This window comes from Pseudomonas sp. NFPP24 (assembly GCF_900112095.1).
Classification (GTDB): Bacteria; Pseudomonadota; Gammaproteobacteria; order Pseudomonadales; family Pseudomonadaceae; genus Aquipseudomonas; species Aquipseudomonas extremorientalis.
The window spans coordinates 82,439-103,597 of the sequence record NZ_FOKD01000015.1; the positions used below are offsets into that span (position 1 = coordinate 82,439).

The window sequence follows — 21,159 nt, forward strand, 5'->3', positions numbered from 1 at the left end:
GAGAGCTGCGGCATGATCAGCTCCGCCGGCTGGCGGGTGTGAGACATAGCGCCGGAAGTACCACTGGGTCTGTTCGCGGTCATTCGGCGCGGGCAGGGCGCATTCGATCGAGGACGTGGACCGTGGCAACGTCTTAGTCTCAAATTGTTACGAACCAATGACGTCAAACTGCCGGATTGCGGCGGGAGAGGGGGACAACCAGGCGTTTTGCCATTCCACATTCATAAAACCGTAACAAGATTGTTGCAGAGTTCCACAGCCCGTAATTCACAAGGATTTTCCTGAATGAAACGTCTGATGAAGTCTGCTGCACTCGCCGTTGCGGTTTCTCTCAGTGCCACCTCGGTGTTTGCTGCCGAGAGCATCCGCCTGACCGGTTCCGGTGCGAGTTTCCCAGCGCCGATCTACCTCACCTGGTTCAAGGATTTCAGCAAGAAGAGCGAGGGCGTCACCGTTGACTACCAGTCCAAGGGTAGCGGTGCGGGTGTACAGGACTTCCTGAATAAAACCGTCGATTTCGCCGCCAGCGACTCGGCCATGAAAGACGAAGACATCGCCAAGGTGGCCGAAGGCGTGCAACTGCTGCCGATGACGGCGGGTGAAATCGTGCTGGCGTTCAACTTGCCGGGCAATCCTAAAGAGCTCAAGTTGCCGCGCGACGTCTACTCCAACATCTTCCTGGGCAAGATCACCAAGTGGAACGATCCGAAGATCGCTGCCGCCAACCCAGGCCTGAAACTGCCGGATCTGCCGATCACTGTGGTCGTGCGTGCAGACTCCAGCGGCACCACTGCGGTATTCACCAAGCACTTGGCAGCGATCAACCCTGAGTTCCAGAAAGACCTGGGCGAAGGCAACACCGTCAACTGGCCTGCCAGTGACAAGTTCATCAAATCGCCGAAGAACGACGGCGTGACCGCCACCGTGCGCCAGACCCCGGGTGCCATCGGTTACATCGAATACGGCTTCGCCAAACTGGCCAAGGTTGACTTTGCCCAGTTGCAGAACAAGGCCGGCAAATACGTGGTACCGAACGCCGAAAGCGGCGCCGAAGCCCTGGCTGCGGTGAAAATGCCGGAAAGCCTGGTGGCCTGGCTGCCGGATCCGGATGGCGCCAAGTCCTACCCGATCACTTCCTACACCTGGATGATCTTCCGCAAGGACAACGGCAACCCAGCCAAAGCCAAAGCCATGCGTGAAATGGTCGAGTACAGCCTGACCGAAGGTCAGAAAATCGCCGACTCGATGGGCTACATCCCACTGCCTCCATCGGTTGTCGATCAAGTGCGCAAAGCTTCCGCCAACATCCAGTAAGGCTCGCCACGCCACTCCCGGCATGGGCCGTCAGCCATGTCGGGAGCGATCCCCCCTTGTTCCGGAATCAACCAATGAACAAACCCTTTGTCGTACCGGTTAACCCGGATTCTGCGTGCCAGCCACCCTCTACGAAGGATTTCCTGGTTGACCGTACCTTCCGTGCGCTTGCACGCATAGGCGTGGTGTTGGTGCTGGCGCTGGTGTTCGCGCTGGTCTTCGAAGTAGGGCGCAAGGCACTTCCCGGCATGGAAAAGCACGGTTTCGACGTGCTGTTCGGCAGTGTCTGGGACGTTAACCAAGGCAAGTACGGCATTCTGCCAGCTATTTGGGGCACGCTTTACAGCGCCCTTATTGCGTTGCTGATCGCGGGTTTTTTCGGTGTCAGCATGGCGATTTTTCTCACCCAGGATTTCCTGCCGGCAAAACTGGCAGCGGTGTTTCGCACCATCGTCGAATTGCTTGCCGCCATCCCCAGCGTGGTCTACGGCCTGTGGGGCATTTATGTGGTTATCCCGGCCATCCGCCCGCTCACTGCGTGGCTCAACAGCGAACTCGGCTGGATTCCTTTTTTCGGCACGTCCCTCAGCGGGCCTGGCCTGTTACCGGCTGCATTGGTGCTGGCGATCATGATCCTGCCGACCATCGCCGCCGTTTCCCAGGACGCCCTCACCGCAGTGCCTATGAAAACCAAGCAAGCGGCCTACGGCATGGGCACTACCCACTGGGAAGCGATTCTCAAGGTGATGGTGCCGTCCGCTGCGACCGGTATTTTCGGTTCCCTGGTGCTCGGCCTGGGTCGTGCCCTGGGTGAAACCATGGCCCTGGCCATGCTGGTCGGTAACGCCAACAACATTTCGCTGTCGCTGTTTGCGCCGGCCAACACCCTGGCGGCCCTGTTGGCGCTGAACTTCCCCGAAGCCGGCCCCAACGAGATCGAAGTGTTGATGTACGCCGCGCTGGTGCTGATGTTCATCACGCTGCTGGTGAACATCATCGGTTCGATGATCATGGTCTACGCCCAGCGGGGGACTAAATAATGACTGACCTTTCTACGCCTATGACGGCGATGCCGAGCCTGCAGCGTCGGTTCGAAGGCCGTGCCCTGCGCAGTCTGGTGCTGACCACCCTGGTGTGGTTCGGCGCGCTGCTGGCCAGCGTGCCGCTGATTTCCGTGCTCTACATGCTGATCACCCGTGGCGGTGCGCGCCTGAGCCTGGAAGTGTTCACCGAATTGCCACCTACCGGTTTCGAGACTGGCGGCGGTTTTGGCAATGCCATGGCCGGCACCTTCGTGATGGTCGGTATTGCCGCCGCCATCGCGGTGCCGGTCGGCATCCTGGCGGCGATTTTCCTGGCGGAACTGGGGCCGGACAGCAAGCTGGCAAACGCCTCGCGCTTTGCCGCCAAAATGCTGACCGGCTTGCCATCGATCCTGGCCGGTGTGTTCGCCTACGCTCTGGTGGTGATGACTACCGGCACATACTCGGCCCCGGCCGGTGGCGTGGCGCTGGCCGTGCTGATGCTGCCGATCGTGGTACTCACGGCTGAAGAGTCGATGAAGATGGTGCCCAAGATCATGAAGGACGCCGCCTACGGCATGGGCTGCACCCGCTCGCAGGTGATCTGGAAAATCGTCTTGCCCACCGGCATGCCCGCGATCCTCACGGGCGTCATGCTCGCCGTGGCCCGCGCCGCCGGCGAAACCGCACCGCTGTTGTTCACCGCGCTGTTCAGCAACTACTGGATCTACCACGACGGCAGCCTGGCAGTGATGAATCCGACGGCGTCCCTGGCCGTGCTGATTTACAACTTCTCCGGCATGCCGTTCGACAACCAGCTCGAACTTGCCTGGGCGGCTTCGTTGGTGCTGGTGATGATCGTGCTGGTCGTGAATATCGTGAGCCGTATTTTCGGCAAGCCCAAGTACTAAGAACGGGAGCATCTGAATTTTGAACATGTCAACTGCGCAAGTAGCCGCTCCGTTTATCACCCAGTCGCCTGTGGTCATGGACTGCAAGCTGGACAAGATTTTCTACGGCAACTTCATGGCGGTGCGTGACAGCCATGTGCCGATCGAGAAAAACAAGATCACCGGCTTCATCGGCCCGTCCGGATGCGGCAAATCCACGGTGCTGCGTAGTCTCAACCGCATGAACGACCTGGTGAAGGGCTTCCGTTTCGAAGGCCACGTGCACTTCCTCGGCCAGGACGTGTACGGCAAGGGCGTTGACCCGGTAGTCGTGCGCCGTTACATCGGCATGGTGTTCCAGCAGCCGAACCCGTTTTCGATGAGCATTTTCGACAATGTGGCCTTTGGCCTGCGCCTGAACCGCTACAAAGGCGACCTCGGCGACCGCGTCAAACACGCCCTGCAAGGCGCTGCGCTGTGGGATGAGGTCAAGGACAAGCTCAAGGTCAGCGGCCTCTCGCTGTCCGGCGGCCAGCAGCAACGCCTGTGCATCGCCCGCGCCATCGCCACCGAGCCGGAAGTGCTGTTGCTGGACGAACCGTGCTCGGCACTCGACCCCATCGCCACACGCCGTGTCGAAGAACTGATGGTCGAGTTGAAAAAGGACTACACCATCGCGCTGGTCACCCACAACATGCAGCAGGCGATTCGTGTGGCCGATACCACTGCGTTTTTCTCGGTGGACATCTCCCAGGGCACCCGTACCGGTTACCTGGTGGAAATGGGCGCGACCACGCAGATCTTCGAAAACCCGCGCGAACAAATGACCGGGGACTACATCAGCGGCAAGTTCAGCTGACCCGCCATTCTCCGTTTTCAGGATTGCCAATGACTGCAACACGTCGTCTTGATTTGCTCGCCATCGAACGCGCCCTGCGTGAGGTCCAGAGCCGTTTTGCCCAGCTCAGCCGGGACTTTACCGAGCCACGCGACCCCCTGACGGACGAAGTGTTGCAGAATGTGCTTGAAGGCTACGCCTTGATTGACGACTATGTTGCGCGCGGTGTGGATCTGTTCGACCTTCAGCAGTTGAACCTGATGCTGGAGATCAATGCCACCGTGCTGTGCGGCACAGACCCGGGACGCCGGCGTGAATACGCCCAGCACCTGGCGGCCACCGAAGTGCACTTTTTCAATAATGTCGAAGGTGGCATCAAGGACTTGTACAACTGGTACTGCAAGCACCACAGCGAGTCGGTGTGGAAGCGGGCCGCCGGGGTGTATGTGCGAGTGCTCAGCAAGCCGCAGTTGTTCATTGAAGGCAACCACCGCAGTGGCTCGCTGATCGTCAGCTACCTGTTGATGCGCGAGGGGTTGCCACCGTTTGTGCTGACGCTGGACAACGCCGAGGGCTATTTCAACCCGTCCTCGGTCATACGTAACTCCGCCAAGCATGGCGTCATGGCTTTGTACGAATTGCCGAAGATCAAGAAAAAATATGCCGCGTTCCTGGAAGACAAGGCCCCTGATCCAATGGAGTTTTTCCTGAGCGACACACCTGTGCCTGTGTATCAGGGAAATCAATGATGGGAAGGTACCCCGTGCTCGACACAATCAAGCAGGTGTTCAAGCGTCAACGCGTCCGTATCTCATTCGATATCGATGACACGCTGGCCTGCCAGCTGCACCACAGCGCGACCGAACACAGCCGCTTGCCGGCGTGTGTGCACCGTTGGCTGGGTGAGCCGCTGCGCAGCGGCACCCGGTCCCTGACCCGCGAGCTGCGCCGCCAGGGCTGCAGTGTGTGGGTCTACACCTCGTCGGGTCGTACGCCGTCCTACATCCGTCGTTGGTTGCTGCTGTACGGCATTCATGTGGACGGCGTCGTCAACAGCGTGCGACACAACCAGGCTCTCACCGAGCGTGGGCTGACGAGCACACCGTCGAAATTCCCACCGGCCTTCGACATCGACCTGCACGTCGATGACTCCGAGGGTGTGCAGCTTGAAGGTGTCGACCATGGTTTTCGCGTGGTGGTCGTCGACCCGGAAGACGAGCAGTGGGCGCAACGCGTGTTGGATGCGGTCGCGCAGGTCCGGGCGCAGCTTGCACGCCAGCAACCGCAGCGCCACAAGGTGCCGGTGCAGGCTTATCCGGGGTTGACGCTGAACGGTTGAGCGCAATAACGGGCATCAAGCAAAAGGGGCAACTGATTGATCAGTCGCCCCTTTTTTCTACTTGGCGCTCAATGCGTCCAGGAACTCGGTATGCCGTAACGCCTGGGAAAACATCGGCAGGGTGAAGTTCTCGGCAGCCTTTTGCTGTTCTTCGGTGAATGTCGCCGTGCAATCGGTCAGGGTCACGACGTTGTAGCCTTTTTCATAGCCTGAGCGCACGGTGCCCTCGACACAGCAGTTGGTCAGGAACCCTGCCACTACCAGGTTGTGGATGCCGTTGTTGCGCAGCACCAAGTCCAGTCCCGTGGTTGCAAACCCATCCAGCCCGCGCTTGCCCTCCACGAGGATGTCGCTGGTTTCACGGGGAATCGCATCGGTGATTTCGGCTCCCCAACTGCCTGTGCGAAACGCGCCGCCGTCGGCAACGCCTTTGAGAATCCCATAGTCACGCGTGGTCAGTTCGGGATAGCCATCGGCGAACTGGATTGGCAGGTGAATGATCCTTACGCCCGACTTGCGTGCCTGTTGCACCGTGGTTGCGGTGTTGGCCAGCATGTCGGACTGCTGCATGACGTCTTTGACGGCGTCATGAAACACGCCCCCTGGCGTGGTGAAGTCGTTCTGGAACTCGATCAGGACAAGGGCTGTGGCGTTTGGATTCATGTCGGGTCTCCGATAGGGTTGATGATAGAGGGGCGGCGTGTCGCTTCAGCATAGACACCTCTGGCGCGTTATCCCGCAACCACCGGTTTGACCCTGGTTTTATATTTCGCCATTCGTCTAATGCCGGGCACTCCAGACGCCGTGCCGTCTCTGAACAATAAGCGCGGATAACCCGAGCCTACAAATGGAGAACCCGTATGGACATCAATGAAAACGCCCCAGGGAATATTTCACAACAGGACGTGACCCGCGGCACAGACAACGAGACCGGGCATGATCCAAGGCATGACGAGGATAATATCCCGCTCCCGCCAGACGACGAGGCACCGCTTGAAGAGGATATGTCTGACGTGGATGCTGCCGATTCAGTCGCGCGGGAACACCCCGACAATTGATGAGCCTCCCGGCACAAAAAATCCCTACCTTTGCGTAGGGATTTTTGTTGGGCCGGTCGGCTGCTGATCAGTAGAGGGTGCGAGGCAGGCTACACATCGTTCCCGTCTGGAGATTGGCAAGCGTTGATTTGCACAGGGAAAGTACCGTCAGGCCAGGGGGGCTCTGAGGATGGAAACGAAAAAACCCGACCTGGGGCGGGTTTTAAAAGGCTTCATGGACGTTACTGGCTGCCCATGGAGCAAGAGATGGTGCCCGAACCCGGAATCGAACCGGGACGCCCTTACGAGCGGGGGATTTTAAGTCCGCTAGGTATTTCCAATAAATCAAAAGGTTAGCGATTATTCTGCACCGCTATGCATTGGTGTTACCTCCCTTGTAGCCCTTTGTTTTCAAGGGGGTAAAAATGATTGCGGTGCAAAATTCACTTGGTTGGAGTGACCTTTTTGCCGATCCTTTTCCTGATGTAGTTCTCGGTCATTACCACAGTGGTGTGCCCAAGTTGGTCGCGCGCCTGGAGAATGTCACCACTCGATTCGGCCTTGTCAGTACCCGCCTTAGCGCGCAGATCGCGCATCTGAAAATCTCCTTTCTCAACACCGGCCGCTTCTCGGGCCGCGTCAAACCTCCCGCGCAACATGCTCTTGGTCATTGGCTGTCCGTTATCCATAACGATGAGCCGGCTTGTTCGAATCTTATGCCCGTCCTTTCTCGCCAGGATTCGATCAATCACGACCTTTAGCTGTCCAGTAATCTCAATCCTCCTTTTCGCATTGGTTTTGCCCTGCATGACGGCCAGCCGGTTGTCGCGGATGTCGCGCTCATCCATTTTCAGGGTGTCGGCGATCCTCTGACCCGTCAGGTAGAACAGGTCCAGAGCATCCCTTAACGGTTGCTCGGCGTGTTGGTAGACGAGAGCGAACATCTCGTCCTCAATGTACTGGTCGCGGCCGGCCTCCTTATGTCCTTTGACGCCGGCGCACGGGTTGGCCAAGGCGGTATAGCCGCTGCGTCGGGCAAAGTTCCATATGGCGCTGAGCAGCGCCTTCTCCCGGTTGGCGCGCACTGGGGCTGTCTTGCCCCGCTGTCGGAGGTATTGCACGACGTGCTGCGGCTCAATCGCCTCCAGAGGCGCCGGCGGATCATCGAAGAACTTCAGCAGTTGCTTCAGCTCCCGGGCGTTATCCTTCTGTGTTGCCGGGCTCTTGGTGGGTACTACCTCGCCCATGTAGATGTTTGCGACATAGGCAAATGTCAGCACCGCCTGCACCATGGCAGACGAGGCGCGACTCTTTTCCAGCTTCGCGTATTCGACAATCGCCAGCCCATAGTCGCTGCCCAGGGCGATCTCCTTCCTTGGAGAGCCGCCGATGTCGTAGTAGTAATAGATGATCCCGCTGCGCTGCTTGCGCTTCCTGAGGCGGGTAACGCTGTCAGGGTTTGTTGGTTTCCTTCCCATTTAACTCACCAGCCGTGGCTGCCACTTTGGTTTCTCTGCTGATACAGCAATCGCCTCGCCGGTAAGGGACGACGCGATGACGCATGGCCATCCGCTGCGCTTGATGGTGTGGCGAATGCCGTTCCTTTTGAGCACCTGAATCTGGCCAGCTTTGGTTCTGGCACCGGTGAGCGTGCAGACGTCTTCGTGCGACAGGAAGTGAATTCCGTCCATACCTACCTCTTGCCGGCCGTGGGCCGCGCTGTCTTGATGATTTGAATGGCCAGGCCGAAGGTGATCAGCAGCCAGGCGCAGGTACCGGTGAATGCGTAGAGCAACGCCTCGGTGGTGCCGGTGCCAACTAGGTCGGGGCCTATCCAGATGAACCAGGTGCAAGTTCCGCCCAGGTACAGCAAAGCGCCCAGCAAAAGCAGGGTCAGTTTCATAGCGAACATAGGGTGTCCTTGCCGCGCTGGGCGGCAGAAGGTGGGTTAGCGGGTGGCCTTGGAGATTGCGTTCCTGGCTTGCGAGATCACCGCGAGTTCTCGCTCATGCTCCGGGGTTGTGTGCTTCAACTCGTTTGCCAGCATGGTCCAGCGCTCGACTGCAAGGGTCAGGGCCGCGACCAACTCTTCGAACCCAGCACGCTCCTCTCTGGCTATCTGCCAGAAATGCTGCGCCCAGTGATCGGCCAGCGGCGGGTTGGAGTTTTGGGCGCCCAGAGCCAGGGCTCCGACAATCATGTCGCACAGGTCGCGCTTGTAGGCGTTGTCGCCGTCAATGCTCAGGCCGTTTCGGCGCAGAGCGTCCAGGGCGTTGTTCAAGTTCGACTCGGGCGACGGCAGCACCAGGTCAAAGTCCTTCTTGCCGGGGCGGCAAGCCACCACCAGCAGTTCGCAACCAAGCGGCAGGTGCTGAGCCATATCCGAGATGGCTTCGATAGCGGCGTCTCGGAATGCATTCTTTTCTTCGGGCATAGGAATACCTCGCCCGCCGCTCACCGGCAGGCATGTAGGGGGATTGGGGTTAGGGAAGTGTGCTGCCGATTTGAGCTGCTACGACGGTGACTGCTCGGCGGAGCGCGCCGGCTCGTCCAGCATCATCGGTCCAGCCGATGTTCTCGCCGAAGCCTCGGCGCTCGACAATCACGTACTGCAGGTTGGTGAACCAGAGCACGCTAAGCTGGAGGCTTGTCGCCAAGCGCAGTGCATCGCCGTCATTCGTCAGCGGGGACCAGACGACATCCAGACCTGACTTTTTATCGACGATCCATATCTCGCCGGAAGGGCAGTGGCGATTCTCTTCAAGCTCAATGCCGACCGCTTTGGCTGCCAGGTCCAAGAGCTCGCGGTCATTCATGGCCTGGGCCCTCTGTAGATGAACACGTAGGCGAACCAGATGGTGGCGATCATGGCGTCACCCGCTTGCGTACCCACACGCACATAGGGCCGTCGTCGGTATCGTGAATCGAGAAGATGAACCAGCCTTCGCCAGGAGGATTGGTGGGGTTCCAGGCTGCACAGTCGGCGATACCTTCAGCAAGCCAAGACGCCTGGACATCTTCTGACGCGTCGTATTCGAATTCAAGTTCGCGCACTTCCAGGCCGCGCGAGTCAAACCAGGCGTATGGGATCAACTCGTCTTCGGTGGATGGCCAGGCCGGGTGGGTCCAGTAGCCATGTTCGTCACGCTCAACGGGCAGCGGCTGGATCAAAACAGTTTCCTCAGGCATGACTTCGTCCTTGCCGCTGTAGCGGCTGACTTTTAAGGGGAAGGGGGCATATTTTTCAAAGAAAGCATGGCAAAATGCCATTTTTTTGAGAGGGAGTTCAAATGACGGTCATAAAAATCGGTGATAAATTACTTGTCGAATCGTGTCGGCTTATAGTTCCCGAGGGTGATGAGGCGAGAATTGAATTTTCTTTGCCCGATTCGGATCTTCCTCTGAGCGTAACAATTAAGTTTGTTACAGAGGAATCGGACGATTCGAAAGGATCCATTACGGTCAAAGGTAAAGCTCAAGATGCAGTGATAACTTTTTGTAATTGGAATTCTGTCCTTGGTGCGACTATGCAAAAGCAATTATCTTTTGCGGAGTCCCAAGATGGAGATGAAGTGTATTTCATAGCTTCCGCAAAAAAGGCTGGAAAAGTTTATTGTCTGGATATTCAGTTTCTGCTGAAGTATGCAGATGTGAGCGCTGAAGAGATGGCCATCGAAAGTTCGGAGGTGCCAGCGCATGAATAATCCAACAGGTAAGCAACCTAGACAGAAGCGGATAGATGTTTTCGAAGTTCATAGCAACGTTTCCGCGGAGGTCGTAGAAATTACTACAGAAAAACTGGAACTCATTTTGCGGCAGTATGTAGACTGTCTAAGCGGGAAAAATTCTTGGCAGGCTCCCTTAGGTATTTGCTTGACCATAATACTGGTGCTGCTTACATCGAATTTCAATGCTAGGTTCGGGCTATCTCCAGATACCTGGGTGGCGATTTTTGTCATTTCATTTATAATCTCTTTAGTATGGTTGGTGGTTTGTATCGTTCGCCTTCGGAAGGTGATTAGTGTTGATGATCTGATGGCAAAGGTTAAAAATAAAATTTAATTTGTAGAGTTTTGTTGAGCTTCTCTGGTTTTACATTGAGCCAGCCATCACTAGTTGCTAAGTTAAATAGGTATCTTCCGACATTCTGTCGTAGCTAATATGGGGTGTGCTAGGAGCCGCCGGAGTGATCCGGCGGTGTATTTGCGTGTTGCTGCTTGCGCGGGGAGTAGTGCTTATCGCGTTGAAGACGTCCAAATCTAGACCAAGCACACCGGTCATGTAACTACTGAGTCAGATGCGCTTCATGCGGCCTCCGCGACTGGCTGGCGAAACACCGGAAGGGCGCCGGCCTGCTCGCGCATTGCCTTCATGCCTTCCGCGTCGTAACTCCAAATGTTGCTGTCACCGAACCGCTCAGGCCCGAGGTAACCAGGGTGCATTGGCTCCCTGGTGCGGATGTAATCCCGGAACCCTTCAACGAGCGACCGAAGCGTGCCGCCATGGCTGAAGCCTCGCCACCGGCCACCCCAGGTTGTTTTGTGCGTGAAGATCCGCCGCGCGCTGTAGTCGTCGATGAACCAGACCTTGCCGCGCTGATCCACTTCCATGCTGGCGTAGCGATCAGCGACCTGGTTGAAGAAGAAGCGCCGGCCGTGGGTGCCGATGATCCGGATCACCTGATTGACCTGCTCGGCTCGCTGTTACTTCAGGGTGAGTTTGTTTTCTGTAGGCATGGGGAGTCCTTCCACAGTCATGTGGCAATCTATGAAGAAAGGAGGGCAAGCGACCAGCTCAACTGCCTGCTGAACGCGCGTGCGCATGGCATGATGTAAAAAATCGATGCGCATTCTAGGAGTTAATTGTGGAACAACGGGATAAAGACATTGCATCGGTGACTGAGGTCTTAGGAAAACCTGCTGGGTTTGATATTTCTGAACCAGCCGTCAGGGTTAGAAAAAGCCTGATGGCTGCGTCTATCGCCTTGCTTTGTCTGGTTCTTGCTAAGATCGAGCCAAGCGACACATTTACGATATTCGGGGTAGCATTTAAGGGGGTGACCGCAGACAAAATCGTAATTGGCGACATTTTAGTTCTGATATATTCTTTGATTCATTTTATAAGTTACGTTGGTGAGTTGTTACTTGAATATCGGGTTCGTGTTACTGGTGCAAAATTGGCATTTCAAACCGGCGCCAGAGCAGGTAGTCAATATGTAGATTATCCAGATGACCCCAAGCAAACAAGCCTATTAAATTGGTGGAAAACCTACACGCGCCGTTTGATCGTAGTTGAAGAGCTCGCGGATAAGGTCAACACAGACCTTGAAGAAATCAAGCGCCGTATAGAAAACATGGGCGAAAGAAGCAGCTCACCTGAGATAGCTGGAACATCCCATCTGATGGGGCAGGTTAACGCAAATCTAATTAATCTCACTAATGACCTTAAAACGAATAGAGAGATTTTGTTGAGCCCACGAATAGAGGTTTCATTGCAGCGGTATGAAGCTTGGCACAAGAATCTTATTTCTTGGCAAGGTCTCCGAGTTGTAATTCTTGAGGTCGTGCTCCCGATTTTATTAGGGATGATTTCACTCGTTTTTGCGCTGAATTATCTGAACACTCAGTGACCCTTCTCAAACTATTAGTTACGTTGATTTGATGACTATTTTCGTACATGCGGCAGAATAGTTTCGCATCTCATGGGTGGCCAAACTGCGACTGCTTGATCACGCCGCCCGAACGAGTCGTTGCCGGGCCATGCCCGGGCGGTGGAGTGTGGTTTATGCTGCGGCTTTCAGCGCTTCGATGATTCGTTGGCCGGCGAGTGGCGGTACCGCGTTGCCCGCCATGTGCATAGTCAACCGGTGGTTGTCTGGTCGAAGGGTGTCAGCCGGGAAAGATATGGCGGCCAAGGCCTCGCTCGCCGAGAGCATCCGCATGCGGTCTTCGTTGACCAGGGCCCATCGATCCAGGGTGGTGATCGTGCCTATCGGCCGGTTGATGTCGCGCCCGGTCAGCCCCGAACCGTTTCCGAAGTAGGGCATGATGAATTGATCACCGAAGCGTTCCCGACCGTTTCGCACCCTATCGAGGGTGGCCTGAGCCCGGCCGGGCTTCTCGATCGGGGACCATCGGCCGGAGTCGAAGTTGAGGAAGCTTGCGGCGGGCACATGTCGGTGTCGGTGCAGCTCGAGCATCAGTGGCGCCTTGCTGCGGGTCAGGACCAAGAACAGTCGCACCCGATGTTGTGGCACCCCCAAGTCGGCGCAGTCCACGACGTGCGGTGCGACCTGATAGCCCAGCGCCTGCACCGCCGCGACCCAGGCCGGGTACAGCGCCCAGTCGATGAACTCTTCGACATTCTCCACCAGTCCTGCTTCAGGCCGGTGAAACTCTAGCGCCGATACCACTGCCCAGGCCGTCGAGCGTGAAGAGTCGTGCTGCGGGTTGCCGGACTTCTTGCCGCGGGCTTTCGGGTGTCCCTGGCAGCATGGAGAAGCCAACAGCAGGTCGTGCGCTGGGACCCTCTCCCATTGCGCTTGGTGCAAGTCCTGGCAGACATGCTCGGTACCAGTATGGTTGGCTGCATGCCACTTTACGGCCTCTGGCCAGTGGTTAGCAGCCCATAGAACTTGGACGCCTGCGGCGCGCGCGCCAGTGCTCCATCCGCCTAGACCGGAGAATAGGTCGATTGCTGTAGTCATAAGATAGCTCGCATTGACCATTGATGGCCTGATAGCATCAGTCAGTCGTTTAGGATGAGTATTGTATGAAGGACAAACTTATTTGGTTTGCTTGTGTGCTGTTATTTTTGGCAGGTGTTGTGTGGAGTAAATTGAGTTTTCCAAGTGACTTCTACAAAGTCGAAAATATTCATGATCTATTTGACATGATGGGGGTGGCCGCAACGATTGCCGCTGTATCGGTCGCATATGTTGGACTGAATTCATGGAGGCGGCAGGGTAAGGCGACCGCCGATCACGAGCTTGCTCGTAAGTTAATTGTGGTGTTACGCATTTATCAAGACGAAATGATAAAGAACTGGGTGTACGCAGCGAACGCTGTAGGGAAAATCGAAAATAATAGTTGGATTGGAGATGGGGGCGAGATAACTATTTGGTAGGTGTTTATGAGGAGCAGTTGAAGAAAGCAAAGGAAGCAGTGGCTGCGCTTGAACCATTTAGAGTTGAATGCGCAGAGTTATGGGGTGTTGAGCTCGAAGCCAAATTTCTAGATTTATATGATCTTGATTCTTTGTTTTGCGATCTCATCGATTCATCTGTTAGCTTAATCATATACGGTACATTTGATGATCGCTCAGAAGAAAACTCCTTAAGGACATTGGAGCGGTGGCAGCACCTCCGTAGCCAGGGTTTTACTGACATTGAATCAGTCAAGTCCAGAGTGTCAAAAATGATTCAGCCACTAAAGAATAAAGCTAAAGAAAAACTTTTTGGATAATAAAGTGGCACATGATCGTTGGCGGGATGAAACCTAATCTAGACGTCGCTCTCGCCAGGGTGGCGTGATTGGGTGAAGTGGGGTATTTTTTGAAGTTCGTGTAAAGCAGGTTGGAGGGATCTAGCTGTGAGTGATTATGAATTGTTGGATGTTGAGATATTTTTTGATGAGCGACGTGGGGAGAACAGGGCGCGGCCATTGCCGGGTCAAAAGTATCCGCCCTCTATGGTGGTTGAATGCGCAAAAAGTTTCAGGGCGTCCAGCCGTGTCGGCTCGAAATTTCGGCTGAAAGTTAAGCAGAAGCAACAAAAAACACTCGATTGCCGATTTCATTTGTACTCGTACTATCGATGGCGAGTTGAACCGCTGGATTGACGCCTTAGCGCAATAGGTGAGGGCGGGTCAGGCGGCTGACTGCTCGGCGATGAATTGGTCTCAGGCTGCTTTATCGCCTTGGGCTACGTACCAATTCAGTTCCTCGCCTTCTTCCTTGTCAGTACCGAGCCGCCGTACTGGGCACCGGGGAAAGTGAACAGCCCTTTGTTGCCGCACCATGGATAACCACCGGTGAACTCGGTGAAAGTTACACCGGGGCGCTCTGCCGCCACCCGAGCCTTGAACTCTTCAAATCTGACATTGCGTGCCGCGACCTCGGCTTCGTGTCCGGACTTACAGTCCACACAGCAGTAGACCACGCGACCATCGAACACCAGGTCCAGTGCAATATCAGTTTCGGTCTCTTCATCCCAATAGCTGGCATAACTGTCGCACCTGGCCCCGCAATGGTTGCAGCCGAACCACCAGCCGGCGTCGATGTAAGCCTTCGCCGGGATAAAGCGCTGGCGCGCATACTGGTCGGCCCAATGAGCGCGTCGGCAGGACACTGCGCCGAAGTCCGTGCCAATCTCGTCCGCACCCTGGCGTCGAGCCGCTGCGTTCGACGTGGCGAACTGGATGTTGGATTCTTCTGGGTCGTTGGTCTCTACGGAGTAGGCCAGCACCTTACGCGATGCCGGATCGACTTTTGGCTTGCTCATGGAGTATCTCCAGTCAGGCGCCGCCCTCCGTGACCGGTGGTGGCAATTTGGTTTGGGTTGGGGTTGAATGCTGCGCTCATCCATAAGGAACTGGAGATTGGCATGTGGAAAGGGCAAGTGTTGCGAGTATTAGGATTAGCTCTGGTTATCTCTGTCACCAGTGGCTGTATCTCTTACACCGAAAAAGCAGCTGAAGGATTACCGGATTCTGACGTTGCGCGTATCGGCCTAACCGACAAGTCACTGTTCATTGCCACAATTGATGGTCAGAAAACCAATTTCGCGCTCGGCACCCAAACGGAATATCGACTAGCTCCCGGCAGACATCGACTGGAACTGAGGAAGTGGATCGGCACCACTCCTTCTTTGGAGCGGAAGATTCGGGATGTTGATTTTGTTGCTGGTCGCACGTACAAGCTCACCAACCCTCCTGCAAACACTTGGTGGGACATAATCATTGTCGACACAAGCACCGGGGAGCGCGTTGATCAGCACGTCTCGCCCAAGTGATTGTCAGGCTGCCACGCCTGGTGGCAATTGGTTTAGGTTGGGGTATTACGGGTGACCGGCACGGAGCCGGATCAAGGAGAAGCAGATGATCACCGTGGTCAATGAAGACGAGCTAAAGACAATCCAGCTTCGCAAGTACGACGATGTCCTGGCTGTTCGTCCAGGAGAGCGGGAATACGGCGTTGAGATCTGGAGAGCCCGAAGGATCGCGACTATCTACGACAAGGACACTGAGGCCAAAGTCAGCATTCTTGAGCAGCTACTGGTAGAAGTTGAAGACCCTGATGATGAAGCGGTGATCAATCGCCTGAAGGACTATTGCCAAAAGGCTTGGTTCAGCTGACGTTTCTGATCAAGCAGCGTTGCGCCTGTGCAGCATATGCTGGCGCGCGGCTTCAAATTCGCTGCCGAGGATTTCGGCAGCGCCCTCGATCTTTTCGTTGCCGCCCTCCAGCCGAAGGCCAAGGTTCAGGTACACGACTCCATCCACCTCGAAGAACACGCCGCCGCACATCCAGAGTGCGCCCGGGTTCAGGCCGATCGCCTCCCAGGTTTCGTCCATATCGATGCTGGCAGGGCAATGTTCCTTCCACAGGGCCGACAGGCGCTCATGCTCGGCGGCCAGGGCGGCGCGTGCTTCCTTCGGCGTCCCTTTCGCAGGCTTGGCGCTGGAGCGGAGCGCGCGGTACCCGTATTGGTCGGGACGGCACCAGTGCACATCCAGATCACGGCTTGCACTGAGCTTCACGCCGCCAACGTAGCTCCGGCTGCCGGAGCGCATTGGCGAAGTCTCGCCGCCGAACACCTGACCCAGTTTGGCGCGCTGCGCGTTCCAGGCCGCTCGCTTGGTGTCCCAGGCGTTCACCGCGGCAACCACGCCGGGGGCGGTGGTCTTGTACATGTAGTTGCTCATGGATTATCTCCAGTCAGGCGCCGCCCTCCGGAGTCCGGTGGTGGCAATTTGGTTTGGGGTGGAGTATTAATGCCGAAATTTTTGAAGGATCAAAACTATGCGTATTTGGATTGGCTCACTGATGTTGCTCACCTCTGCTGTAGCGCTCGGTGATGAGGCATAGCTGAAGCAGTGGGAAAAGATGGATCGCTGCTCCAACGCAGCTTTTATCGTGGTAAATATCTTGGAAGAAAGCGCAGACACCTCCAAGCAGGCGCTAGCTCTGCATGGCGCGGTAGAAGGACTCAAAACCAACACAAAATTGAAAGAAACGACGCCTACTAAAAACGAAGTCGTTGGTGCCTATAACTTTGCGCTTCGGATCTCTGATGAGATGCCTCGTCCCTTCGCAAAGCGTGAGCATGATTGGCTCATTGCTCAGGCCGCTACTGCATGCACTTTATGGGTTCCAAGTGTTAGCGCTCAGTAATTAAATCTAGTGGATGGCCGGCGCTCATTTATCGATCGAGCCACTGACCTGATCATGCCGCTAGATCAAATTTACGGCCTTTCCAGTCCCTGCGGCGCCCTCCGGTTACCGGATGCAGCGAGTAGGGTGGGTTATTCGTCGCCGTCGTCTTCGGCGTTCATTTGGAGCGATTCTGCAAAGCCTGCTTGCCGTAATTTGCGCGCCACGTTTTGCGGTATGTCTATTCCGTGGCGCTTAATTTCGAGCATCCGGGCAGATGCTTCACCTCCCAGCGAGTGAGCGTGTGCGATCAGCCGCCAGATGGTCTTGCGTTCTTTCGTCTCGCCCAGTTCGGTAGTGAGCGCTTCCAGTCGGTCGCGCATCCCCTGACGGAAGTAATGCCGGATGATGTCAGAGGCGCCTTTGATCCTCGGCGGCGCCGGCGGGAGATCCTCGGCCCGGCCATTCAGCACCAGCAGTTGTACCGCCTCGCTGACTTCCTCGATCTCATGCCAGCACATCAACTCGTCGAGCATCTGCCGGTTGCCGTACGAGACTGTGTGCCGCAATTCCTGCTCTCCCAGTTCCTGCCGTTTCTCGGCATGCTTGGCCGAGCGTTCTTTCTGCGGTACTGCTGCCATGGCCTACCTCTTATTCGGTACGGTATTGATGGGTTGCAGCTGATTCAGTTGTCGTCCTCGCCCAATATCTGGGTCCGGACGACGCGGCGCAGTGCTACTTGATGGCGGAGTTGTCTATCGTTTTGATGAGCGCGCCGCTGAAGTCTCGGTAAATGTTGAGCTGCGCGTTATCGGATTTACGAGTCACCAAAACATCTATGTCGTTGATCGAGTCGCCATTGACGTCCGATTGCACGGATACCGCGATCGGGAGGAGAGAGTTGTCGCTTGAGAACGGCACATATGAAACTGCGCCGGTCGCAGTAATTACCTTCACTCCCACAGCCCCGGAGTCTTTGTCCTGGTACAGGTTGTAGGTTTTACCTTGATACATATCAGTGTCATACATCACATAGTCTCCTGTCGGAGCGGCTGCGTGCGTAATCATAATGCCGTCGATATCGGCGCCGTCTGTACCGGGAATGGTGCTGGGGTTGCTGCTGGTATCGACCACCTTCACATAAGGGTAGGAGAGCGCGGTGTCGACTTGACCGTCAATGTTAAAGCCCACCCATGAGCCGGAACCGCCCGATGCTTTTGCAGTAGTAGTCGGTACGAGCTTTGTGTAGGAAACACCGTTGGCTGAAATGTAGACGTCGAATGAGTCCCACCAACCCGCCTCATAGACGTAAATATCGATCGCTGGAGTTCCATCAGCTTTGAGTGGATTCGGGCCGACTTTGAAAACAGCATTTCCCAGCTTGCCGAGGGACAGATAGTTTCCGTTGGGAGCACCAAGGGCGTTACTTTGAATCGCCCCGTCGCCATATCCGCCGCTGCCGGGGTTGTACTCCACAACAGACGTTACGAAACCGACAGCTGTGCCAGGGGATTCCGGATATGTTGAATATGTCTCTGCATTTGCGGCGACGGATGCTAGGCATGCGAGTGCCATGATGATCTTTTTCATGTTGATTCCTTTCAAGTTTGGTTGGTTGTCGTTTCGGGTGAAGCGTTTTAAGAGATGATTTGTCGTTGTGATCCTCCAAAGCTGCGTTGCGGGGTGCGGGTTATGCGGCGCATGAGGTGCTGCCACGCCGCGCTTTGGGATAGTCGATGCCGTGGGCGGCTATGATCCGCTCAAAGGCCTTGTTGCCAATCGCCAGCTTCCCGCAGCACTGGCGCCGAGTGATGCCCAACTCAAGGAAGGCACGGATGCGTTCGGCGAGCTTGGCGTCGCGCGCTTCGTCAACTTCCTTGCGCACCAGGTTCCGCGCGCCTCCCCGGGTTGGGGCTTTGAACGTGATGTCGTACCGGGCGGCGTAGTTGTAGATAAGCCGTCGACTTACACCAAGTTCGGCCGCCACCTCGGTCTGGGTGAGGGTTAGGCCCAACTGGCGTATCTGCTCAGCCATCTTGAGCCGGTCCTGTGATCGGATGTCGGTTTTGTCGAGGGGCAGGGGAGCCGCCTCAACACGCCGCCGAACGAATGGCTTCGGCGCCGGCGGCATCTGGTTGCTGTAGGTGATGGGTTTGGGCTTGTAGCCGATCGGCTCGGCCACTTCGATCTTGCCGCCAGCCGCCACAAACTCAGCGACCTGGGCGGCAAGTTCTTCATGTGCAGGGCGCAGGCGCTCTACTTCGTTATGGTGGTTGCTGATCATGCTGCCGCCTTGCCGAGTGTCACCCCGGCCATGCTGAAGGTTGACCCCTGCGCTGCGACCATTGCGTCGAGCACATCCCAGTTGACCAGAAGCAGCGTAATCGGCGCCTGACCATATGCTACGGCCTTCACCAGTGCCTCGAAGTCCGTCACGCTGGCCTGCAGCGCTACCTGATCGACCACGTGGCTCGTTACTGGCTTTGTAGCCTGGGCGACGGGTGCCGCTGCCTGAACAGGCGCGGCGCGGACTGGCTCGGGCGCCGCCACTTTCTCCGCGACTGGCTCTGGCTTGATGGCTGCCAGTCGCCGGGCTTCCTGCTCTTCGGCGATGCGCTTCGCGTCGGCCTTTTCCTGCTCCGCCTTCTGGTGTTCGGAGATGCGGAATTTGATCAGCGTCACCAGGTCATCGTTGGCTTTGGTTACCAGCTGCTGCACATCGCTAAACAGGAAGGCGTGATCAACAGCGAGCTCCGCCAGACTGGTCAGGTTCAAGCGAATGCTATCCGCCGCCTGACTCGCGTCGATCTTTGCCCGGGCCAGTTCGGTATCAACTGCGTCCTGAAGGCTGGCGATGGTGCGCTTGTTCTTCATGGCGCCGGCGAAGTCGACGTGCACATTAGGCAGCGCCACCTGGCCCAAGGTCCTGTTGATCCCGGCGATGTGTTCCGCAAGCGCTAGCTCTGCCTTTTGCTTGATGGTGGTCTTTACCAGCAGTTCCTGGGCCTTCACCAGCTTGTCGACTTTCAGGCGAGTCTCGCGAGCATGGGCACTGATGCGATCCAGCGACGAAAACAGCTCGTCGATGCTTTGGGTCTGCGACAGGGCCTGTTTCTTGGCGACCGACACGGCCTCTTCAACATCTCCGCACCATTTGACCGCCTTCTTGGCGTCGGCGAAGTCTTGGTCGGTGGAGAGCGTGGTTTTCACCGAGTCGATGACGGCCAGCGCCGAATCTTCAAACACCTTCAGGTTGCTGGCGGTAACCATGCCGGTCAGCTCGATGCGCAGGGCTGGCAGCTCGTCAGGTGCCTTGCCGACGACGATTGAAGGCGCGTCGGCCAGCTCGAAGTTGGCCAGGTCTGCCTCGAACTGTTTCCAGCCCTCGATCAACTGGGCTGCGCGCCCGGCCACCGGCCGGTACTCCATGTGCACGAAGTTCTCCGGCGTTCCGTCCGGGCAAACAAAGATGACCCGCTCAGCGCCGCTCACCAGCAGTTGCTGCTCAAGCTGCCAATAGTAGTGCGGAGCCAGATCGCCAGCTTTCACCTGGGCCACGACTGACTCATTCCACAGTTTGTGCTCGAACAATGTCTCACCACCAACGTGCCAGACGGAGTCGAGCGCATGGAGTATCTCCAGCGCCTGCTCGACAAGATCGACAGGTTCGAATTCTTGATTGCGGGCCTGATTGGGGCCGTTGTTGCGAGCTGGTGGCACAAAGACGACTTGTCCGACTGGCGCGCCTGAATGGTGTTCTTGGTTACGGGTGTGGCCTGCTCGCTGTATCTGACGAGCATGGTCAGCGCCTACCTGAATGTCACCGAGCCAAAGATCGTCGCCGGGATTGGCTTTCTCCTGGGCACGTTCGGCGGTTCTCTCCTGGCAGCAATCAACCGAGCCATCAAAGCCGCTGACCTCTGGGCGGTCATTCGCCAGCGGTTCGGGGGAGGCAATCCACCATGAATCTTGAACTGATCAACTCCATCGCCTGCGGCCTTATCGCGCTGTGGGCTGCCTGGTGCGTACTGAGCGGGAAGGTGAGGGACGGCATCCTCGGGAAGCTGATCTACTCGACGATCGCCATCAGCGGCTTCGTCGTAATGGCGCGCAGCCAGAACATCTTCTTCGGTCCGACCAGTGCTGGCCTGACGCTGCACGTCGCCCTGGCCCTGGCCGGTGCCCGCCACATCTTCATGGTCACGTACTGGCAGCGGGTGACGGTCTGGCTGTGCCGGACGCTGAACTGCGAGCACTGCTTGAACTGTGACAACCCGCCAGGTGGAATAGAGCGCAGGGACAAGTAATTCGCGCCACGTTTTCGAATGCGCCAAATCGTGTTGAACGA

At 56.7% G+C, this 21,159-nt stretch carries 30 protein-coding genes and 3 pseudogenes; 17 read left to right on the forward strand and 16 right to left on the reverse strand.

Annotation, left to right across the window (positions count from 1 at the left end):
- Positions 1-21: 21 nt before the first annotated feature.
- Positions 22-129 (reverse strand): annotated as a pseudogene (locus tag BM026_RS29025) (hypothetical protein); the annotation flags it as partial.
- 156 nt (positions 130-285) lie between these two features.
- Here BM026_RS29025 and pstS point away from each other — a divergent pair.
- From pstS to BM026_RS25885, 6 genes are all read left to right on the forward strand, one after another.
- Entirely contained in the window at positions 286-1,314 is a 1,029-nt protein-coding gene (gene pstS, locus BM026_RS25860; RefSeq protein ID WP_092243793.1) for a phosphate ABC transporter substrate-binding protein PstS, read from the forward strand.
- 74 nt (positions 1,315-1,388) lie between these two features.
- A complete protein-coding gene (gene pstC / locus BM026_RS25865; protein WP_092243790.1) occupies positions 1,389-2,354 on the forward strand; it encodes a phosphate ABC transporter permease subunit PstC in 966 nt (321 codons plus the stop codon).
- Entirely contained in the window at positions 2,354-3,247 is an 894-nt protein-coding gene (gene pstA / locus BM026_RS25870) for a phosphate ABC transporter permease PstA (RefSeq protein WP_058427836.1), read from the forward strand. The genes pstC and pstA overlap by 1 nt, the downstream gene beginning before the upstream one ends.
- Before the next feature lie 76 nt (positions 3,248-3,323).
- Complete coding sequence (pstB, locus tag BM026_RS25875; RefSeq protein WP_217649954.1) at positions 3,324-4,085, forward strand: phosphate ABC transporter ATP-binding protein PstB; 762 nt, start codon at positions 3,324-3,326, stop codon at positions 4,083-4,085.
- Positions 4,086-4,114: 29 nt separating this feature from the next.
- Complete coding sequence (locus BM026_RS25880; RefSeq protein ID WP_093513294.1) at positions 4,115-4,813, forward strand: hypothetical protein; 699 nt, start codon at positions 4,115-4,117, stop codon at positions 4,811-4,813.
- A complete protein-coding gene (locus BM026_RS25885) occupies positions 4,813-5,403 on the forward strand; it encodes a hypothetical protein (protein ID WP_092243784.1) in 591 nt (196 codons plus the stop codon). The genes BM026_RS25880 and BM026_RS25885 overlap by 1 nt, the downstream gene beginning before the upstream one ends.
- Before the next feature lie 57 nt (positions 5,404-5,460).
- On the opposite strand, the gene BM026_RS25890 is transcribed toward BM026_RS25885, so the two are convergent.
- Positions 5,461-6,066: a cysteine hydrolase family protein gene (locus BM026_RS25890; RefSeq protein ID WP_093530546.1), complete on the reverse strand. Its 606-nt coding sequence runs from the start codon at positions 6,064-6,066 to the stop codon at positions 5,461-5,463.
- A 197-nt stretch (positions 6,067-6,263) separates the two neighbouring features.
- Between BM026_RS25890 and BM026_RS25895 the strand changes: the two genes are divergently transcribed.
- Complete coding sequence (locus tag BM026_RS25895) at positions 6,264-6,461, forward strand: hypothetical protein (protein WP_071488211.1); 198 nt, start codon at positions 6,264-6,266, stop codon at positions 6,459-6,461.
- A gap of 422 nt (positions 6,462-6,883) precedes the next feature.
- On the opposite strand, the gene xerC is transcribed toward BM026_RS25895, so the two are convergent.
- From xerC to BM026_RS25925, 6 genes are read right to left on the reverse strand one after another with little or no spacing between them, the layout of a single operon-like run.
- A complete protein-coding gene (gene xerC / locus BM026_RS25900; protein WP_093530548.1) occupies positions 6,884-7,918 on the reverse strand; it encodes a site-specific integrase in 1,035 nt (344 codons plus the stop codon).
- A complete protein-coding gene (locus tag BM026_RS25905) occupies positions 7,919-8,131 on the reverse strand; it encodes a DUF4224 domain-containing protein (RefSeq protein ID WP_093513291.1) in 213 nt (70 codons plus the stop codon).
- Between the two features lie 2 nt (positions 8,132-8,133).
- Positions 8,134-8,352 carry a hypothetical protein gene (locus BM026_RS25910; RefSeq protein ID WP_093530550.1) on the reverse strand — a complete coding sequence of 73 codons (219 nt, stop codon included), beginning with the start codon at positions 8,350-8,352 and terminating at the stop codon, positions 8,134-8,136.
- 36 nt (positions 8,353-8,388) lie between these two features.
- Positions 8,389-8,874: a hypothetical protein gene (locus BM026_RS25915; RefSeq protein ID WP_093530552.1), complete on the reverse strand. Its 486-nt coding sequence runs from the start codon at positions 8,872-8,874 to the stop codon at positions 8,389-8,391.
- A gap of 49 nt (positions 8,875-8,923) precedes the next feature.
- Positions 8,924-9,256, reverse strand: coding sequence for a hypothetical protein (locus BM026_RS25920; protein WP_093530554.1), 333 nt, complete (start codon positions 9,254-9,256; stop codon positions 8,924-8,926).
- A 49-nt stretch (positions 9,257-9,305) separates the two neighbouring features.
- Positions 9,306-9,629 (reverse strand): hypothetical protein, encoded by a 324-nt coding sequence (locus BM026_RS25925; protein WP_093530602.1) that lies wholly within the window; start codon positions 9,627-9,629, stop codon positions 9,306-9,308.
- Positions 9,630-9,730: 101 nt separating this feature from the next.
- Here BM026_RS25925 and BM026_RS25930 point away from each other — a divergent pair, with 101 nt between their 5' ends.
- Together BM026_RS25930 and BM026_RS29030 are read left to right on the forward strand one after the other, a co-directional pair.
- The gene (locus tag BM026_RS25930; protein WP_093530556.1) at positions 9,731-10,144 is read left to right on the forward strand and encodes a DUF6864 domain-containing function; all 414 of its coding nucleotides are present in this window, start codon (positions 9,731-9,733) and stop codon (positions 10,142-10,144) included.
- A complete protein-coding gene (locus BM026_RS29030) occupies positions 10,137-10,502 on the forward strand; it encodes a hypothetical protein (RefSeq protein ID WP_139217578.1) in 366 nt (121 codons plus the stop codon). Before BM026_RS25930 ends, BM026_RS29030 begins: the two co-directional genes overlap by 8 nt.
- 242 nt (positions 10,503-10,744) lie before the next feature.
- Here BM026_RS29030 and BM026_RS25935 read toward each other — a convergent pair whose 3' ends face one another.
- Complete coding sequence (locus tag BM026_RS25935; RefSeq protein ID WP_256575554.1) at positions 10,745-11,119, reverse strand: hypothetical protein; 375 nt, start codon at positions 11,117-11,119, stop codon at positions 10,745-10,747.
- A 185-nt stretch (positions 11,120-11,304) separates the two neighbouring features.
- On the opposite strand from BM026_RS25935, the gene BM026_RS25940 reads away from it, so the two are divergent.
- On the forward strand, positions 11,305-12,069 hold the full coding sequence (locus BM026_RS25940; protein WP_093530558.1) for a hypothetical protein: 765 nt from the start codon (positions 11,305-11,307) through the stop codon (positions 12,067-12,069).
- Between the two features lie 153 nt (positions 12,070-12,222).
- Here the strand turns inward: BM026_RS25940 and BM026_RS25945 are convergent, their stop codons facing one another.
- A complete protein-coding gene (locus BM026_RS25945; RefSeq protein ID WP_093530560.1) occupies positions 12,223-13,146 on the reverse strand; it encodes a DNA cytosine methyltransferase in 924 nt (307 codons plus the stop codon).
- A gap of 65 nt (positions 13,147-13,211) precedes the next feature.
- Here BM026_RS25945 and BM026_RS25950 point away from each other — a divergent pair, with 65 nt between their 5' ends.
- Both BM026_RS25950 and BM026_RS29035 read left to right on the forward strand, forming a co-directional pair.
- Positions 13,212-13,565: a hypothetical protein gene (locus tag BM026_RS25950; RefSeq protein ID WP_093530562.1), complete on the forward strand. Its 354-nt coding sequence runs from the start codon at positions 13,212-13,214 to the stop codon at positions 13,563-13,565.
- 17 nt (positions 13,566-13,582) lie between these two features.
- Positions 13,583-13,903: a hypothetical protein gene (locus BM026_RS29035; protein ID WP_139217579.1), complete on the forward strand. Its 321-nt coding sequence runs from the start codon at positions 13,583-13,585 to the stop codon at positions 13,901-13,903.
- A gap of 470 nt (positions 13,904-14,373) precedes the next feature.
- On the opposite strand, the gene BM026_RS25955 is transcribed toward BM026_RS29035, so the two are convergent.
- Positions 14,374-14,940, reverse strand: coding sequence for a hypothetical protein (locus BM026_RS25955; protein ID WP_256575555.1), 567 nt, complete (start codon positions 14,938-14,940; stop codon positions 14,374-14,376).
- A gap of 102 nt (positions 14,941-15,042) precedes the next feature.
- On the opposite strand from BM026_RS25955, the gene BM026_RS25960 reads away from it, so the two are divergent.
- A complete protein-coding gene (locus BM026_RS25960) occupies positions 15,043-15,450 on the forward strand; it encodes a hypothetical protein (RefSeq protein ID WP_139217580.1) in 408 nt (135 codons plus the stop codon).
- 85 nt (positions 15,451-15,535) lie between these two features.
- Positions 15,536-15,793, forward strand: coding sequence for a hypothetical protein (locus BM026_RS25965; RefSeq protein WP_093530564.1), 258 nt, complete (start codon positions 15,536-15,538; stop codon positions 15,791-15,793).
- 9 nt (positions 15,794-15,802) lie between these two features.
- On the opposite strand, the gene BM026_RS25970 is transcribed toward BM026_RS25965, so the two are convergent.
- Positions 15,803-16,363 (reverse strand): hypothetical protein, encoded by a 561-nt coding sequence (locus BM026_RS25970; RefSeq protein WP_093530566.1) that lies wholly within the window; start codon positions 16,361-16,363, stop codon positions 15,803-15,805.
- A 181-nt stretch (positions 16,364-16,544) separates the two neighbouring features.
- Between BM026_RS25970 and BM026_RS25975 the strand changes: the two genes are divergently transcribed.
- A complete protein-coding gene (locus tag BM026_RS25975) occupies positions 16,545-16,832 on the forward strand; it encodes a hypothetical protein (protein WP_256575556.1) in 288 nt (95 codons plus the stop codon).
- A 131-nt stretch (positions 16,833-16,963) separates the two neighbouring features.
- Here BM026_RS25975 and BM026_RS25980 read toward each other — a convergent pair whose 3' ends face one another.
- The 4 genes and pseudogenes from BM026_RS25980 to BM026_RS25995 all read right to left on the reverse strand — a co-directional run.
- Positions 16,964-17,452 carry a hypothetical protein gene (locus tag BM026_RS25980; protein ID WP_093530568.1) on the reverse strand — a complete coding sequence of 163 codons (489 nt, stop codon included), beginning with the start codon at positions 17,450-17,452 and terminating at the stop codon, positions 16,964-16,966.
- 94 nt (positions 17,453-17,546) lie between these two features.
- Complete coding sequence (locus BM026_RS25985; protein WP_093513274.1) at positions 17,547-18,401, reverse strand: hypothetical protein; 855 nt, start codon at positions 18,399-18,401, stop codon at positions 17,547-17,549.
- Positions 18,402-18,501: 100 nt separating this feature from the next.
- Positions 18,502-19,095 carry a hypothetical protein gene (locus tag BM026_RS25990; RefSeq protein ID WP_093530570.1) on the reverse strand — a complete coding sequence of 198 codons (594 nt, stop codon included), beginning with the start codon at positions 19,093-19,095 and terminating at the stop codon, positions 18,502-18,504.
- Positions 19,092-20,411, reverse strand: a pseudogene (locus BM026_RS25995) (Heme peroxidase); the annotation flags it as partial. The pseudogene BM026_RS25995 and the gene BM026_RS25990, both read right to left, overlap by 4 nt.
- A gap of 27 nt (positions 20,412-20,438) precedes the next feature.
- Here BM026_RS25995 and BM026_RS26000 point away from each other — a divergent pair.
- A pseudogene (locus BM026_RS26000) lies at positions 20,439-20,777 on the forward strand (MFS transporter).
- Positions 20,774-21,118, forward strand: a complete 345-nt coding sequence (locus BM026_RS26005; protein WP_093121048.1) for a hypothetical protein — start codon at positions 20,774-20,776, stop codon at positions 21,116-21,118. The pseudogene BM026_RS26000 and the gene BM026_RS26005 overlap by 4 nt, the downstream one beginning before the upstream one ends.
- Positions 21,119-21,159: the final 41 nt, after the last annotated feature.

Bases quoted from the DNA above. Each gene is read 5' to 3' on its own strand.
- BM026_RS25910 (WP_093530550.1), bottom strand. From the start codon at position 8,352: ATGTTCGCTATGAAACTGACCCTGCTTTTGCTGGGCGCTTTGCTGTAC.
- BM026_RS25985 (WP_093513274.1), bottom strand. From the start codon at position 18,401: ATGAAAAAGATCATCATGGCACTCGCATGCCTAGCATCCGTCGCCGCA.
- BM026_RS25980 (WP_093530568.1), bottom strand. From the start codon at position 17,452: ATGGCAGCAGTACCGCAGAAAGAACGCTCGGCCAAGCATGCCGAGAAA.
- BM026_RS25945 (WP_093530560.1), bottom strand. From the start codon at position 13,146: ATGACTACAGCAATCGACCTATTCTCCGGTCTAGGCGGATGGAGCACT.
- BM026_RS25885 (WP_092243784.1), top strand. From the start codon at position 4,813: ATGGGAAGGTACCCCGTGCTCGACACAATCAAGCAGGTGTTCAAGCGT.
- BM026_RS25930 (WP_093530556.1), top strand. From the start codon at position 9,731: ATGACGGTCATAAAAATCGGTGATAAATTACTTGTCGAATCGTGTCGG.
- BM026_RS25925 (WP_093530602.1), bottom strand. From the start codon at position 9,629: ATGCCTGAGGAAACTGTTTTGATCCAGCCGCTGCCCGTTGAGCGTGAC.
- BM026_RS25920 (WP_093530554.1), bottom strand. From the start codon at position 9,256: ATGAATGACCGCGAGCTCTTGGACCTGGCAGCCAAAGCGGTCGGCATT.
- BM026_RS25880 (WP_093513294.1), top strand. From the start codon at position 4,115: ATGACTGCAACACGTCGTCTTGATTTGCTCGCCATCGAACGCGCCCTG.
- BM026_RS25960 (WP_139217580.1), top strand. From the start codon at position 15,043: ATGTGGAAAGGGCAAGTGTTGCGAGTATTAGGATTAGCTCTGGTTATC.
- BM026_RS25975 (WP_256575556.1), top strand. From the start codon at position 16,545: ATGGATCGCTGCTCCAACGCAGCTTTTATCGTGGTAAATATCTTGGAA.
- BM026_RS25905 (WP_093513291.1), bottom strand. From the start codon at position 8,131: ATGGACGGAATTCACTTCCTGTCGCACGAAGACGTCTGCACGCTCACC.
- BM026_RS25915 (WP_093530552.1), bottom strand. From the start codon at position 8,874: ATGCCCGAAGAAAAGAATGCATTCCGAGACGCCGCTATCGAAGCCATC.
- BM026_RS25895 (WP_071488211.1), top strand. From the start codon at position 6,264: ATGGACATCAATGAAAACGCCCCAGGGAATATTTCACAACAGGACGTG.
- BM026_RS25990 (WP_093530570.1), bottom strand. From the start codon at position 19,095: ATGATCAGCAACCACCATAACGAAGTAGAGCGCCTGCGCCCTGCACAT.
- BM026_RS25890 (WP_093530546.1), bottom strand. From the start codon at position 6,066: ATGAATCCAAACGCCACAGCCCTTGTCCTGATCGAGTTCCAGAACGAC.
- BM026_RS25970 (WP_093530566.1), bottom strand. From the start codon at position 16,363: ATGAGCAACTACATGTACAAGACCACCGCCCCCGGCGTGGTTGCCGCG.
- BM026_RS26005 (WP_093121048.1), top strand. From the start codon at position 20,774: ATGAATCTTGAACTGATCAACTCCATCGCCTGCGGCCTTATCGCGCTG.
- pstB (WP_217649954.1), top strand. From the start codon at position 3,324: ATGGACTGCAAGCTGGACAAGATTTTCTACGGCAACTTCATGGCGGTG.
- BM026_RS25950 (WP_093530562.1), top strand. From the start codon at position 13,212: ATGAAGGACAAACTTATTTGGTTTGCTTGTGTGCTGTTATTTTTGGCA.
- BM026_RS25965 (WP_093530564.1), top strand. From the start codon at position 15,536: ATGATCACCGTGGTCAATGAAGACGAGCTAAAGACAATCCAGCTTCGC.
- BM026_RS25955 (WP_256575555.1), bottom strand. From the start codon at position 14,940: ATGAGCAAGCCAAAAGTCGATCCGGCATCGCGTAAGGTGCTGGCCTAC.
- xerC (WP_093530548.1), bottom strand. From the start codon at position 7,918: ATGGGAAGGAAACCAACAAACCCTGACAGCGTTACCCGCCTCAGGAAG.
- pstA (WP_058427836.1), top strand. From the start codon at position 2,354: ATGACTGACCTTTCTACGCCTATGACGGCGATGCCGAGCCTGCAGCGT.
- pstS (WP_092243793.1), top strand. From the start codon at position 286: ATGAAACGTCTGATGAAGTCTGCTGCACTCGCCGTTGCGGTTTCTCTC.
- pstC (WP_092243790.1), top strand. From the start codon at position 1,389: ATGAACAAACCCTTTGTCGTACCGGTTAACCCGGATTCTGCGTGCCAG.
- BM026_RS29030 (WP_139217578.1), top strand. From the start codon at position 10,137: ATGAATAATCCAACAGGTAAGCAACCTAGACAGAAGCGGATAGATGTT.